11 protein-coding genes, 1 tRNA gene and 1 pseudogene are annotated in these 13,638 nt (G+C 65.8%); 8 read left to right on the top strand and 5 right to left on the bottom strand.

Annotation, left to right across the window (positions count from 1 at the left end):
• Positions 1-4: 4 nt before the first annotated feature.
• Positions 5-880 (bottom strand): Sir2 family NAD-dependent protein deacetylase, encoded by an 876-nt coding sequence (locus FHX72_RS02900; protein WP_183622942.1) that lies wholly within the window; start codon positions 878-880, stop codon positions 5-7.
• On the opposite strand from FHX72_RS02900, the gene FHX72_RS02895 reads away from it, so the two are divergent.
• A complete protein-coding gene (locus FHX72_RS02895; RefSeq protein WP_183622940.1) occupies positions 879-1,718 on the top strand; it encodes a TrmH family RNA methyltransferase in 840 nt (279 codons plus the stop codon). The two genes, FHX72_RS02900 and FHX72_RS02895, sit on opposite strands and share 2 nt — an antisense overlap.
• Here FHX72_RS02895 and FHX72_RS02890 read toward each other — a convergent pair.
• Positions 1,708-2,514 carry an SGNH/GDSL hydrolase family protein gene (locus FHX72_RS02890; protein WP_183622938.1) on the bottom strand — a complete coding sequence of 269 codons (807 nt, stop codon included), beginning with the start codon at positions 2,512-2,514 and terminating at the stop codon, positions 1,708-1,710. The genes FHX72_RS02895 and FHX72_RS02890 overlap by 11 nt on opposite strands.
• 97 nt (positions 2,515-2,611) lie before the next feature.
• On the opposite strand from FHX72_RS02890, the gene FHX72_RS02885 reads away from it, so the two are divergent.
• Together FHX72_RS02885 and FHX72_RS02880 are read left to right on the top strand one after the other, a co-directional pair.
• Complete coding sequence (locus FHX72_RS02885) at positions 2,612-3,790, top strand: acyl-CoA dehydrogenase family protein (protein ID WP_183622936.1); 1,179 nt, start codon at positions 2,612-2,614, stop codon at positions 3,788-3,790.
• Positions 3,791-3,848: 58 nt separating this feature from the next.
• Positions 3,849-5,678, top strand: coding sequence for a DEAD/DEAH box helicase (locus tag FHX72_RS02880; protein WP_068481973.1), 1,830 nt, complete (start codon positions 3,849-3,851; stop codon positions 5,676-5,678).
• A gap of 66 nt (positions 5,679-5,744) precedes the next feature.
• Here FHX72_RS02880 and FHX72_RS02875 read toward each other — a convergent pair whose 3' ends face one another.
• The 3 genes from FHX72_RS02875 to FHX72_RS02865 form a co-directional block, all read right to left on the bottom strand.
• A complete protein-coding gene (locus FHX72_RS02875; RefSeq protein WP_183622934.1) occupies positions 5,745-6,446 on the bottom strand; it encodes a VTT domain-containing protein in 702 nt (233 codons plus the stop codon).
• A 106-nt stretch (positions 6,447-6,552) separates the two neighbouring features.
• The gene (locus FHX72_RS02870; protein WP_068481977.1) at positions 6,553-7,101 is read right to left on the bottom strand and encodes a flavin reductase family protein; all 549 of its coding nucleotides are present in this window, start codon (positions 7,099-7,101) and stop codon (positions 6,553-6,555) included.
• 234 nt (positions 7,102-7,335) lie between these two features.
• Positions 7,336-7,421: transfer RNA gene (locus tag FHX72_RS02865), tRNA-Leu, on the bottom strand.
• A 149-nt stretch (positions 7,422-7,570) separates the two neighbouring features.
• Here FHX72_RS02865 and FHX72_RS02860 point away from each other — a divergent pair.
• From FHX72_RS02860 to FHX72_RS02845, 5 genes and pseudogenes are all read left to right on the top strand, one after another.
• Entirely contained in the window at positions 7,571-8,881 is a 1,311-nt protein-coding gene (locus FHX72_RS02860; protein WP_183622932.1) for a M20/M25/M40 family metallo-hydrolase, read from the top strand.
• 161 nt (positions 8,882-9,042) lie between these two features.
• A complete protein-coding gene (locus FHX72_RS02855) occupies positions 9,043-9,885 on the top strand; it encodes an undecaprenyl-diphosphate phosphatase (protein ID WP_068482016.1) in 843 nt (280 codons plus the stop codon).
• A 63-nt stretch (positions 9,886-9,948) separates the two neighbouring features.
• Positions 9,949-11,268, top strand: coding sequence for a cysteine--1-D-myo-inosityl 2-amino-2-deoxy-alpha-D-glucopyranoside ligase (mshC, locus tag FHX72_RS02850; RefSeq protein ID WP_183622930.1), 1,320 nt, complete (start codon positions 9,949-9,951; stop codon positions 11,266-11,268).
• Positions 11,269-11,542: 274 nt separating this feature from the next.
• Positions 11,543-12,058 (top strand): annotated as a pseudogene (locus tag FHX72_RS19875) (FAD-dependent oxidoreductase); the annotation flags it as partial.
• Positions 12,059-12,190: 132 nt separating this feature from the next.
• A complete protein-coding gene (locus FHX72_RS02845; RefSeq protein WP_244963966.1) occupies positions 12,191-13,636 on the top strand; it encodes a hypothetical protein in 1,446 nt (481 codons plus the stop codon).
• Positions 13,637-13,638 lie beyond the last annotated feature (2 nt).

Here is a 13,638-nt window from a genome sequence, read left to right as displayed (position 1 = left end):
GTTCCTAGGACTCCGAAGTGAGCCGCGCAGCGAGGTCGGCGAGCGACTCCGAGGTTCCACCTTCGACGTAGACGGACGCCAGGTGCTCGATGGCGGCGTCGCCGCGATTGAACAGCACGACTGGCTTGTTCGCGGCGACAGCGCGGTGGACCAGCCTGCGCCCGGTGTTGACGACGAGGGACGTGCCCGCGACAAGCAGGGCGTCTGCCCCGTCGACGAGCTGTCTGGCGCGCTCGGCGACGTCTGGGCGCACGACGTCGCCGAACATCACGACGTCAGGCTGCAGGATGCCGCCGCAGACGGGGCAGGACGGCAGCGTCTCGATCTCGGTGCCGCTGGCGTCGGCGTCACCGTCGGGTCGGCTGCTTGCGTCCGCGGCGAGCTCGGCGATACCTGGCGAGGATTCGAGGATGTCCGCGAGCAGAGCCGCCCTCGAGATCTCATGGCCGCAATTGGTGCAGCTCGCAGTCCGCATGCTGCCGTGCAGCTCGACGACGTTTCGGCTCCCAGCGCGCAGGTGGAGCCCATCCACGTTCTGGGTGGCGACACCCGTGGCGGCCCCATGCTGCTCGAGCTCGACCAGCGCGAGGTGGCCTGCGTTCGGCTCGGCTCCGGCGAATCGAGCAGCACCGACTGCAGCGCCCGCCCAGTACCGCCGGCGAATCGACTCGTCCGACATGAACTGCTGGATCGTCATAGGCGAGATCCGCGGCGCCTTGCCGTCGCCGCGGTAGTCCGGGATGCCGGAGTCGGTCGAGAGGCCAGCGCCCGTCAGCACGGCGAACGTGCGATCCGTGAGCACGTCGGCAGCACGAGCGAGCCCTTCTACTCGCGACCGCGCCGCCCCGGCTCCGCTCGCTTCTGACAGGATTGCCTCCATGCGCCTGACCCCTCTCCAGCCGACCGATTGGCCACGTGCGGCCCCATCCGTCCGCTCACTCGAACAGTCTGGACTCGACGACTATTCCCGGCTGACCGACGTCGCGCTTCGCAGGCGGCTCGAGCCAGAGGGCGGCCTCTACATCGCCGAGTCGCCGAAGGTTATCGAGCGAGCCCTGCGCGCCGGACACACGCCGCGGTCGCTCCTGCTCATGGAGCAGTGGCTGCCGACCGTCGAGCCGCTGCTCGAGCCCTTCCCTGACGTCCCTGTCTTCGTCGGCACCAGCGAGCAGCTTGAGCAGCTCACGGGCTTCCGGATGCACCGGGGAGCGCTCGCCTCCATGCACCGCCCTGCCCTCCGCGACCCGGCCGAGCTCCTCTCCGGGGCGAAGACCGTGGTTGTCCTCGAGGATCTCGTCGACCACACGAACGTCGGCGCTGTCTTCCGCGCCGCTGCGGGCCTCGGCGCGGACGCCGTGCTGGTCACCCAGGAGTGCGCCGACCCGCTCTATCGACGAAGCGTGAGAGTCAGCATGGGCACTGTCTTCCAGGTGCCCTGGACGCGCCTCCCAGCCTGGGGGGAGGCCGCAAAGCTGTTCGCCGACGCCGGTTTCGACGTCGCTGCGCTTGCCCTCGACGACAACGCGGTCTCGCTGCGCGAGTACGCCTCAAACCGACCCGACCGCGTCGCGATCATGCTCGGCACCGAGGGGGACGGGCTCAGTCGCGGCGCACTCAGCGCGGCGACGACCACCGTCACGATCCCCATGCTCCACGGAGTCGACTCGCTCAACGTCGCAGCGGCGAGCGCAGTGGCGCTCTACGCGCTCACTGGGTAGGCGTGTCGTCCCTGCCGAAGGAGAAGGGTTCCGCGAACGGGCGCTTGGCGATCACGTTATCGCCGGACGACTCGTTCCGGAGTCGGCGGAGCACCCAGGGCACCAGGTGCTCGCGTGCCCAGACCATGTCCTGAGCGCGCGCCTCGCGCCACCTGGCGGGCCGCGCGGGGGCTGGCTGCATAGCGACGAGCTCGTTCTCGACGTTAAGCGCGTCGAGCACCATTCGCGCCACCTCGTGGTGCCCGTACGAGTTGAGGTGCAGTCGGTCGCTGACCCACATGCTCGGCCTCTGGATGGCCCGCAGTGCCCACTGGTCCGCGACGATGCAGTCGTGGTACTCGGCGATGCCGCGGATGTGCTCGTTGTAGATCGCGATCTTGCCACGCATCGAGGAGAACACTGGCGCGAACTTGGTGTCGACCCCAGTAAAGACGACAACCGTTGCACCTGATTTGCGCAGCGAGCCGACGAGCCGCGAGAAGCGCGCGGCGATCGCGTCTGGATCGGCTCCGGGGCGGATGATGTCGTTGCCGCCAGCGGAAATCGTCACGAGGTCCGGCTTGAGCTCAAGAGCCGGTTCGAGCTGCTCCTCGGCGATCTGATCGAGCAGCCGCCCGCGGACGGCGAGGTTCGCGTAGGCGAAATCGGAGCGGTGCGCGGCGAGTTCTTCGGCGACACGGTCGGCCCAGCCTCGAAGGCCGCCAGGAGCAGTGGGTTCCGGGTCTCCGACGCCCTCCGTGAAGGAATCGCCGAGGGCGACGTAGCGGCTCCAGGGAATGAGTTCGCGTTCTGACATCTCGCTGTTTCTCTCCTCGATCGGAACTGAAGACTAGACCCTCGTCGGCCGCGACTTCTTCATTGAGGTCGAAGCACTGACGAGTAGCGTGGTGGACATGCCAGCTTCAGACCCGAGATCCATTTTGGCCGACGACCTGCTCGAGGTGCTCAACCAGCGCGCGAGCCGCCACGACGCGGAGAATTCGTTCCCCACCGACGATCTCGAGGCCCTGCGCGATACGGGCTACCTCCGCCTCCTCGTTCCCCGCGACTTCGGCGGCACGGGAGCATCGCTGGAGCAGACCGTCAAGTGCCAGGCGCGACTCGCTGCTGCAGCGCCCGCGACCGCGCTCGCCGTCAACATGCACCACGTCGTCTCGGGTATCGCTCGGTCGAGGCACGAGTCGGGTGATGACGCTCTCGACTGGATGATGCGCGAGATCGTCGCGGGGGAGACCTACGCCCTTGCGATCTCTGAAATTGGCAACGACGCGGTGCTCTACGACTCGAACGTCCGCGCGGAACCGCAGAGCGACGGCGGCTATCGGCTCCACGGCATGAAGATCTTCACGTCCCTCTCGCCTGTCTGGACGAGGCTCGTCACGTTCGGCCGTGACGACACGGGCGATACTCCAGCGCTCGTGCACGGCGTGCTGCGGCGCGACGATGACGGGGTGCGCATCCACGACGACTGGGACACGCTCGGGATGCGCGCGACGCAGAGCTGCTCCACGTCGCTTGAAGGCGCGCTGATCCCGCCGGAACGAGTGATTGCTCGTCTCCCCGTCGGCCCGAACGGCGAGCCGCACATCTTCGCCGTGCACTCGAATTTCCTGCTTCTCGTCGCCTCCTGCTACGTCGGGATTGGCGACCGGGCGCTCGAGCTGGCGATCGATGCCGCGAAGCACCGGACGAGTTCGACGCAGGGCGGGATCCGGCTCGCCGACGACGTGCAAGTTCGAGAAGAAATCGCCAGAATGAGCATTCGACAGCTCGCAGCGCGTACCCTCGTTGAGTCCATCGCTCGCGATGTCGACGAGGGGGCGCCACACGGCGACGCCTGGTTCGCGCGCCTGACGATGGCGAAGTATGAAGCGGTCGCCGCCGCGACGGCCACGACGCACGACGCGCTCGGGATTGTCGGTGGCAGCGGCTACCGTTCCGGACACGAGCTCGCGCGCCTGTTGCGGGACGTGCTTGCGGGCGGGCTGCACCCGTCCAACGAGCGGGCCGTCCGCCGGCTGCACGCGGGCCACCGGCTCGGCCCCATCCAAGATCCACCACAAGTCCGCTAGAACGGCGGAAGCCCTGAGCGGCTAGGCCCCCAGGCTTCGAAAGGAACGCACAGCAGTTATGACCGAACGCGAGGCCGTCCAGGAAGCGCACTCCTCCAGCCACGACGGCTCCCGCTACGGTCACCAGGTCGGCACGTTCGCCGCGGAGCACCTCTCCCCGTCGTTCCCGCAGCGCGCCCCGTGGGGCACGGCCGGAAGGCTGCGCGCCTGGCAGGCAGAGGCCCTCGATGTCTACTTCGAGTCCGAGCCGCGGGACTTCCTTGCCTCGGCGACTCCGGGTGCAGGCAAGACGACCTTCGCGCTGCGCCTCGCGACCGAGCTCCTCCAGCGGCGTGCCGTCGACCGCATCACGATCGTTGCCCCGACCGACCACCTCAAGACGCAGTGGGCAGAAGCCGCTGCACGCGTCGGCATCCGGATCGACCCTCGCTACGGCAACAACCAGGGCATCCACTCACGCCAGTTCCACGGCGTGGCCGTGACCTACGCGCAGGTGGCGATGAAGCCGAGCGTGCACAGCCATCTGACGGCCTCCGGGCGAACGCTCGTGATCCTCGACGAGGTGCACCACGGCGGAGACGCGCTGAGCTGGGGCGACGCGATCCGGGAGGCGTTCGGCCACGCAGACCGCCGCCTCTCGCTCACGGGCACTCCGTTCCGGTCCGACTCGGCCCCGATCCCGTTCGTCACGTACGCGCCGAATGAAGACGGCATCCGCACCTCGCTCACCGACTATTCGTACGGCTACGGGCGGGCGCTCGAGGATGGCGTGGTTCGCCCGGTGCTCTTCATGTCGTACGCAGGCAATGTGCGCTGGCGTGACACGCAGGGCGAGGAGATGTCTGCAGGCCTGGCCGAAGACAACACGAAGGACATCGTCTCGCAGGCCTGGCGCACGGCACTCGACCACGAGGGGCAGTGGATCCCGCAGGTGCTCCAGGCCGCCGACCAGCGCCTCAGCGAAGTGCGCCAGGAAGTGCCAGACGCTGGCGGCCTCGTGATCGCGACCGACCATGCCGCGGCCAAGGGCTATGCGGCGATCCTGAAGACCATCACAGGCACGAAGCCCGCGCTCATCCTCTCCGATGACAAGGGGGCGTCCGACCGCATCACCGAGTTCTCGACAAGCGACGAACGTTGGATGGTCGCCGTCCGCATGGTGTCAGAGGGAGTCGACGTGCCGCGCCTTGCGGTGGGCGTCTACGCCACCAACGCCTCGACGCCCATGTTCTTCGCGCAGGCGATCGGCCGTTTCGTCCGCGCCCGCAAGAAGGGCGAGACGGCGACGGTCTTTGTCCCGAGCGTGCCGCAGCTCACGAAGCTCGCGCACGCCCTGGAGATGGAGCGCAACCACGCGCTCGACAGGCTCGCAGACGCCGATGACTCGAGGGCTCCTGAGGAAGACATGATGGCGGCCGCCGAGCGGCCGGACAAAACCTCAGACGAGCTCGGGAAGTTCACCTTCGAGGCCATCTCCAGCGAGGCGCTCTTCGACAAGGTCCTGTACGACGGAGGCGACTTCGGCTATGCCGCGGAGGTCGGCAGCGAGGAGGAGCTGGAGTTCCTCGGGCTGCCTGGCATCCTCGACGCCGACCAGGTGCGTTCCGTCCTCTCGCAGCGACAGGCCAAGCAGGGGCGCATCCAGGAATCCCGCGTCAAGGCGGGGCCGCCCGCACCCGCACCGCCGCAGGCCCTGCACCGAACGCTCAAGGAGCAGCGCACGCTGCTCAACAGCCTCGTCTCCGTCTACTCGAAGCAGTCGGGGGAGCCACACGGCATCGTCCACGCCGAGCTGCGTCGCAGCTGCGGCGGGCCAGCAGTTGGGCAGGCCACCGTCTCGCAGATCCAGGCACGCATCGACGTTCTCCGCCGACGTATGCGCGCCTAGGACGAGAGACACGAGAAGAGGACGCCAGCTCGTCGCGGGCGTCCTCTCGGGCTTGCAGGCAGCGCCTCAGGCGGAGTGACCGCCCCGCTGCACGCGACCGCGGATCTTCACGACGAGGAACCAGATGATGGCGCCCGCGACGAGGGCGTACACGAGGTACTTGAGCGCATCCGCGTAGATGAGGATCTGCTCCCACGAATCGCCGAGTAGGTAGCCGGCCATGACGAAGACGGTGTTCCAGATCGCGGAACCCGCGAGCGTCAGCAACCCGAACTGGAGCGCCGGCATCCGCTCGATACCGGCCGGAATCGAGATCAGGCTGCGGAAGATGGGCAGGAACCGGCCCAAGAAGACGGCTTTCTTGCCGTGCTTCTTGAACCAGTTTGTCGTCTTGACGACGTCGGCCGCGTCGACGAGCGGGATCTTCCGCGCGATCCACACCATGCGGTTGTGGCCAAGCCAGCGGCCCAGCCAGTACAGCGCGTAGGCGCCGACGACGGAGCCGATCGTGGTCCAGATGATCGCCTCGATGACGGTGAACTTGCCCTGGTGCGCGGCCAGCCCCGCGAGCGGCAGGATGATCTCCGAGGGGATCGGCGGGAAGAGGTTCTCGAGCGCCACGGCGATGCCTGCGCCAGGAGCGCCGATGGTGCCCATGATGTCGATCGCCCAGTCGGAGATGACCCCGAAGATTCCGCCTGTCGCTTCTTCGACGGCGCCCCCTCCCGAACTAGCGGCGTGCAGGACGGCTGTGGCGAGGCCAGGCATGGTTCGAGGAGATCCTTCTCGGTCTTGGAGCGTCGAAGCAGTTCACGCGCGAATGCTCGGCGCTGTGCTGCGACCCCAAACTACCCGACGGGCACCCTCCGACCTGTCAGCTGTGTGGAGCGCCGAGCTTGCGCCAGACGCGATTGCGGTAGACGACACCCGTGTCCTCCGGTGCGGACTCGGCGCTTCCGTCCCGTGCCTCGACAACGTCGAGCACAACCAGCACGGCCCCGTCGACGTCGAGCGTGCTGCGGACGCTGCCTCTGGCCCAGCGCTGGACGGCCTTGTAGTGCGGCTCACCGCTCGGCAGGTAGCCCCAGCTGTCCCGGTCCGCGAATCGGTCGACGCCGCTCGTCGAGGCGACCTGCGCGACGGCAAGCGACGCCTCGTCGATGAAGTGCACGAGGATGCTCGACGACGAAAGGATGCCCGGCGTTGCGGAGGACGCCTTTGAGAGCGAGAAGGCCACGAGGGCTGGGGAGGCATTCACCGACGTGAGCGAGGTGATCGTCATCGCGACAGGACCATCTGCGCTCTCAGCCGTGAGCACCGCGACACCCGAGGGGTGCTGGCGGAACAGGGAGCGGAAGCTCTCGGAGAGCTCGGTCTGGTCGATCTGCGCGTGGTTCACGAGCGACGTGGTTTCAGCTGACACTGGTGCACTCCTGTGATGACGGGGGATGGGCAACCTCGAGCGTCACGCGCCGGCGGCTTCCTTGCAAGCCAACATTGCCGAGTGTTTCCCTCCGCGGCACCTCACTACGTGGTGAGTCAGTCGAGGAAATCGAGTCTTCGCGCCGTCGCTGGATGCACGCGCGCTGCGGGGAGCCGTCACCTGCAGCAGAAAACACGAAAGGCCCGGGAGAAAACTCCCGGGCCTTTCAACCTGTGCGCGAGGGGGGACTTGAACCCCCACGCCCTAATACGGGCACTAGCACCTCAAGCTAGCGCGTCTGCCATTTCCGCCACCCGCGCAGGTTGTGCTGTTGAGCACGAGGAGAAACATTACCAGGATTCCGGCGAAACGCGAATCGAGGCCGAAATGCGTGCATCCCGGGCGCGTCGCGAGGACATCCAGAGTGCCTTCGCGACGGCAGAGTTGGCCTCGGAGGTAGCGTTGGGGCATGGCTGACTCCCTCGAACTCGACCCCACCGTCACAACCACCCAGGACCTCATCCGGCTCGACACCACCAACTACGGCGAAGGCCGATCAAAGGGTGAGACCGAGGCCGCGCAGTACCTTGAGGCCCGCCTTCAGGCGCTGGGGCTCGACGTGACCACGATCGAGGCCGCGCCGGGACGCCCGAGCATCTTCACACGCATCCCCGGGCGCAACACCGACAAGCCAGCACTCGTTGTGCACGGCCACACGGACGTCGTTCCCGCCGAGGCCGGCAACTGGAGCGTCGACCCGTTCGCGGGAGTCATCAAGGACGGCCTCCTGTGGGGGCGTGGGGCCGTCGATATGAAGAACATGGACGCCATGATCCTGACCGCCGTCGAGGAGATCCTCGGCGCAGGGGAGCTCCCCGAGCGCGAGCTTGTGCTCGCGTTCTTCGCCGATGAGGAAAACGGCGGCCAGTTCGGCTCGGAGCCCATCGCCCGCGACCACCCGGAGCTCTTCGCCGGCGCGACCCAGGCGATCTCCGAGGTCGGTGGCTACTCGATCACGGTCGGCGGCAAGCGCGCCTACCTTCTGCAGACGGGGGAGAAGGCGCTCCTTTGGCTTCGCCTCCACGCGAAGGGCCGAGCGGCACACGGCTCACGAGTCATCCCCGCAGCCGAGAACGCCGTAACGCGGCTCGCGCAGGCGATCGCGAAGCTCGGTTCGCACGAGTGGCCGGTTCTTCTGAACGACACGACCACGTCGATGATCACCGAACTGGCGCGGCTCCTCGACGTCGACCCGCAGGAGACGACGCCTGGCGCGATCGTCCTGGCGACGGGTAGCGCGTCCGGCTTCCTCACGGCCAGCCTCCGGTCGACCACGAACCCAACCATGCTCAGCGCCGGCTACAAGCACAACGTCATCCCGGAGTCGGCGAGCGTCGCCATCGACGCACGCCCGTTCCCCGGCGCCGAAGACGAGCTGCTCGCGGAGATCCAGGCGATCGTCGGTGACGACATCGAGATCGAGACGGTGTTCCGCGGCATCGGTACGCAGGCGCCCGTCTCCGGTCCGATCGTCGATGCCGCGACTTCGGCGCTCCAGCGCCACGACACAGAGGCGGTCGTGGTCCCGTACTTCCTCTCGGGCGGCACCGACAACAAGGCGCTCGCAACACTCGGCATCGAGGGCTACGGGTTCGCCCCGCTACGCCTGCCGGAGGGCATCGATTTCCCGGCGATGTTCCACGGCGTCGACGAGCGCGTCCCGCTCGAATCGCTGGTCTTCGGGCGCAAGGTGCTCGGCGACTTCTTGCGCAGCTACTGATCGGGTGGCGGGCCCGCCGCACCGCGTGGGCCCGCCACCGCATCCCGAGCACCCCGGGGTGCCCTCCGCGGCTGCCACTCGATTCGTGTTAGCGTGCGCCGGGCCCGAAGCGAGTGCTCTCGCGCGCCCGCAACTGGAACTCTCTCGAAAAGGCAGTGGTAATGAGCTGGTTTGACGCCGTGATCCTCGGACTCGTACAGGCGCTCACGGAGTTCCTCCCGATCTCCTCGAGCGCACACATTCGCATCGTCGGCGAGTGGATCGGGGTCCAGGACCCCGGCGCGACCTTCACCGCCATCATCCAGTTGGGTACCGAGGCCGCCGTCCTCGTCTACTTCTGGGGCGACATCAAGCGCATCATCACGCGCTGGTTCGCTTCGCTGCGCGGCAGCGTCCCCCGCAACGACCCGGATGCGCGCATGGGCTGGCTGATCATCTTCGGCTCGATTCCGATCGTCGTCCTCGGCTTCCTGCTGCAGAGCCTCATCCGAGACCAGTTCCGCTCGCTGTGGATCGTGGCGTTCACGCTCATCATCTTCGGTGTCATCCTCGGTCTCGCCGATATCTTCGGCAAGCGCGCGAAGGCGCTGAAGGACCTCAACACGAGGGACGGCATCGTCTACGGCTTCGCTCAGGCGCTCGCGCTCATCCCGGGGGTCTCCCGTTCTGGCGGCACCATCACGGCCGGGCGCATCATGGGTTACGACCGCCCGTCCGCGGCGCGGTACAGCTTCTTGCTCGCAGTTCCCGCGGTCTTCGGCTCGGGCTTCTACGAGCTCGTCTCCGCCTTCGGGGAGGCCGAGGGCGCAGAGGCCCCGGTTGTCGGCACGATCATCGCGACGATCATCTCGTTCGTGGTTGGGCTCGTGGTCATCAAGTACCTCATGGCCTACCTCAACAAGGGCAGCTTCCTGCCCTTCGTCGTCTACCGGATCGCGCTCGGCACCCTCATCATCATCCTGCTCTCGTTCGGCCTCATGGACCCGACCGGCGGATCTGCGTGACCCTGACACGCTGACGCGGTCTCGCGAAGCGAGCGAGGCTGGGGCGCGACATAGGATGTTCCGGTGCGAACCGTTCCCTCGTGGCCCATTCCTCCCGTCCCCTCGGTAAGTGGCAGCGGCGGTGGTGCGATCCGGGTCTACGACTCCGCGAGCGGTCGCGTGCAGGACACCGTCACCCCAGACGGCGTCGCGACACTCTACGTCTGCGGTATCACGCCATACGACGCGACGCACCTGGGGCACGCGGCGACCTATGTCGCCTTCGATACGCTGGGCCGCGCCTGGCGGGACGCGGGCCTCGAGGTCCGCTACGCGCAGAACATCACCGACGTCGACGACCCACTGCTCGAGCGTGCCGCGAAGACGGGGCGCGACTGGCAGGAGATCGCCACATCGCAGACCGACCTCTTCCGCTCAGACATGGCAGCGCTGCGCGTACTCCCTCCGGACTCCTACGTGCGGGTGCAGGACACGATCGTCGAGACCGGTGAGGCGATCGCGGCGCTCATCGAGTCCGGGCTCGCCTATCGGGTCGCGGTCGCCACTGACGCGCAGCCAGCGGCCGTCACCGAGCTCGGCGACGTGTACTACGACGTCGCGGCCGCCGAGGCGGCAAGCGACTGGACCATGGGCGACGTGTCCGGCTACTCGGCCGCGGAGATGGAGGCGGCGTTCGTCGAGTTCGGGGGAGACCCTGACCGCGACGGCAAGCGCGGCGCTTTTGACCCGCTGCTCTGGCGCAGCGCTCGGGCGGGGGAGCCGGCCTTCGAGAGCGCAGTCGGCCTCGGCCGCCCCGGCTGGCACATCGAGTGCTCGGTGATCGCGACGCGGGCCCTCGGGGCACCCATCTCGGTGCAGGGCGGCGGACGCGACCTCCGTTTCCCGCACCACGAGCTCTCGGCTGCGCACGCAATGTCGCTCGTCACCCCTGGCGGGAGCGGCTCGACCTCGGACTTCGCGCGGACCTACGCGCACGCCGGTCTCATCGCCTACGACGGCACGAAGATGTCGAAGTCCCTCGGCAACCTGGTGCTCGTCTCTCGGCTGACGGCCGATGGCGTCGACCCGATGGCGATTCGCCTCGCACTGCTCTCCCACCACTACCGCAGCGACTGGGAGTGGACCGACGAGGAGCTCGCACGCTCCAGCGTCCGCCTGCAGGAGTGGCGAGAGCGGGCGGCCCGATCCGTTGAGGGCACGCTCCCGGCTGAGCAGAACTCGTTTGTCGTGCGGATGCGGGAAGCCATCGCGGACGACCTCGACACGCCTCGCGTCGTCGCGATCGTTGACGAGTGGGTCTCGACGCCCCCTGCCGCGGGCGACACCGACGTCGTCGCGCTCGTCGACGCCCTGCTCGGGCTGGACCTCACGAGGTCCGAGTAGATGGTTCGGGTCTGAAGCCGCCGGCTTGCAGCGCCGAACCTCAGAATCAGACGTTCTGCACTCAGCTCTCTGATGAACCGGGTCTCTTTCGACTTCGGTCGGATCACAGATCGGCAGTCGAGGAACACACTCGACGCATGTGATTAAACGATGAGGGAAGCATCGAGTATCAGCGTCAGCGCCCTCAGCCAGCCGGACCCCCTGCAGATCTGCTGATCGTCGCGTCCTTCCACAGTGCAGGTCGGCAGGCGAGATTCCACGCTAGAGTCGACTGATGGACCCGAGAAGTGCCGAACCGAATGCTGCCGCAGTGCTCGACACGTACCGTCTCGACGCGGGACTAAATGTTTTCGCGATTGGCTTGTCGGACAGCTCGGTGACTGTCCTTTCGCAACAGACGCGTGCACTGAACCTTGCCTGGGCGCTAACCGAGACCGGAATCGTCAACATCGACTCAACCACACGAATTGCGATTATTGGAGCAGGATTCGCGGGCCTAACCGTTGCCGCTGGCCTGATCAGCAAAGAAGCCAATGTGGAAGTCACACTATTGGAGCAACGCGACTCAGTGTTGCCCCTTCAGCACGGTAACGATACACGCTGGCTTCATCCGCATATCTACGAGTGGCCACGTGACGGTAGTTCGGCCCATAGTGCTGGACTGCCGGTTCTTAATTGGACGGCCGCGCGAGCGAGCGATGTGGTGGTTCAAGTCAAGACCGCGTGGGAGGATCTCGAGAAGGACGCTGGATACGCTAAGGTTCGCCTTTTCTGCAACACAGCCCCCGTTAAAGTCGACGTTCAGGAACAAAGTGGCCGCACTGCACTTGCGGCCGAATGGATCGGTCAGCAACGAAAGACTTGGAAACCATCAGTACCGGAGGGCAACCGCCCTCAACGAGGACTGCGAGAAGAATTCGACGTGATCATCCTCGCCGTTGGTTTCGGAGTTGAGACCGACGGAGCCATGTCTTACTGGAGAAATGAAACTCTGGCTCAGCCCGCTCTGCGTCGTCGGCGCCGCACGTACGTTGTCTCCGGAGCCGGAGACGGTGGGTGGATCGATCTGTTCCGAATTAGAATTTCGGATTTTCGCCAGGATCGAATCCTCGGTGAGCTCTTCGGTCGCCAGCCTGCACTACTGAGCGCGCTCCAAGGCGTACAGCAGACTGCCATCGAGGGCGTGTCCGTAATTTCCGAACTACGGCGAGTTTGGTCCGAGCATCCGGATGAAGGTGAGCGTGTCATTGCCGACATGGACGAGCGACTCCGCCATGACACCGATGCTATTTTGCATTTGAGGAAGAATGGCGACTTTGAGTCCCTTTTCAATCGGCGCGTCTCCTTCCAGAACCAGCTCCTAGGGTGGGTGCTTTACGCATCAGGCGGCTTCAGTATCTGGCACGGCGAGATGGATCATCTGATCCAAGAAGAACACGTGAGTGACAATGCCGTTGTGATACGACACGGACCACGGCCAGATCTCGGCATCAAGCGTGTACTAGGCCCGGCTTTACAGGCGCGCTTGGAAAAGGGGAAATCAACTTCAGAGAGATTCGGCTCAACATCTCCCCAGTCGACAAAGAATTACTGGCTGCCAGGCTACTTTGGAACGACTTTACGACCCGCGAACGAGGAAACAAAAAAGTACTGGCGACGCGAGTACCTTCCACCCTCCACAGAGATCGTATCTGCAACACTTTGCGGCGCTATCGCAGGCGCCCTCTCGCTCGAACACCCCGAGCGGGAGCGATTGCGCATAACCTTGCATCGAGTCGTACAAATAGGCGACAGGCTCGTATTTCAACAGTGTTGTGACTACAACGGTTCTCAGGTCAGCAGCGAGCGCATGACTGCAGGACGAACTTTTCCACTAACGCTTGCGACTATCGGACATGCTTATCTAACTAGCAAGATAGTAAGGAGTCGCCCTGGCGCGGACACGAAGGATCTACAGAGCGACATGCTCGTGGCTCACCTTACAAAGGATGCCCGCGAGATGTCAGGCGAGGTTACGTCAGTCCTAGCTCTTCCCCTACTCGGCATAGCAGAGGGCTCCAACATAAATCCGGTCGTGGCCGTGCTCTACATCGATAGCGACGTCCGAGACTTCTTTGGAGATACGGACCGCATACGCCGCATTGCCCAGATGTGTGTCGGCTCTTTGGATGCAGTTTCTGCCGAGCTACAGAGGACGAGGGCCGTCTCAAACACGGCTTTTCCTGTGTCGGCACCGCCACTTCGCAGCTCCGAGACGCCATCACCGAAGCCGAGCTTGGAGGTCCTGGACAGCGAGCCAATCCCCCAGGTGCAGCTAAGAAGGCTTAACCTGGACCAGACGACCTTCCTCGAGACTGAGAGTCCATAAGA

It is taken from the genome of Pseudoclavibacter helvolus, assembly GCF_014191305.1.
Lineage (GTDB): Bacteria > Actinomycetota > Actinomycetes > Actinomycetales > Microbacteriaceae > Pseudoclavibacter > Pseudoclavibacter helvolus.
The sequence above is the reverse complement of the archived record's forward strand: the minus strand, read 5'-3'. Positions and strand labels throughout refer to the sequence as shown.

Bases quoted from the DNA above. Each gene is read 5' to 3' on its own strand.
- FHX72_RS02895 (WP_183622940.1), top strand. From the start codon at position 879: ATGCGCCTGACCCCTCTCCAGCCGACCGATTGGCCACGTGCGGCCCCA.
- FHX72_RS02900 (WP_183622942.1), bottom strand. From the start codon at position 880: ATGGAGGCAATCCTGTCAGAAGCGAGCGGAGCCGGGGCGGCGCGGTCG.
- FHX72_RS02890 (WP_183622938.1), bottom strand. From the start codon at position 2,514: ATGTCAGAACGCGAACTCATTCCCTGGAGCCGCTACGTCGCCCTCGGC.
- FHX72_RS02885 (WP_183622936.1), top strand. From the start codon at position 2,612: ATGCCAGCTTCAGACCCGAGATCCATTTTGGCCGACGACCTGCTCGAG.
- FHX72_RS02880 (WP_068481973.1), top strand. From the start codon at position 3,849: ATGACCGAACGCGAGGCCGTCCAGGAAGCGCACTCCTCCAGCCACGAC.
- FHX72_RS02875 (WP_183622934.1), bottom strand. From the start codon at position 6,446: ATGCCTGGCCTCGCCACAGCCGTCCTGCACGCCGCTAGTTCGGGAGGG.
- FHX72_RS02860 (WP_183622932.1), top strand. From the start codon at position 7,571: ATGGCTGACTCCCTCGAACTCGACCCCACCGTCACAACCACCCAGGAC.
- FHX72_RS02855 (WP_068482016.1), top strand. From the start codon at position 9,043: ATGAGCTGGTTTGACGCCGTGATCCTCGGACTCGTACAGGCGCTCACG.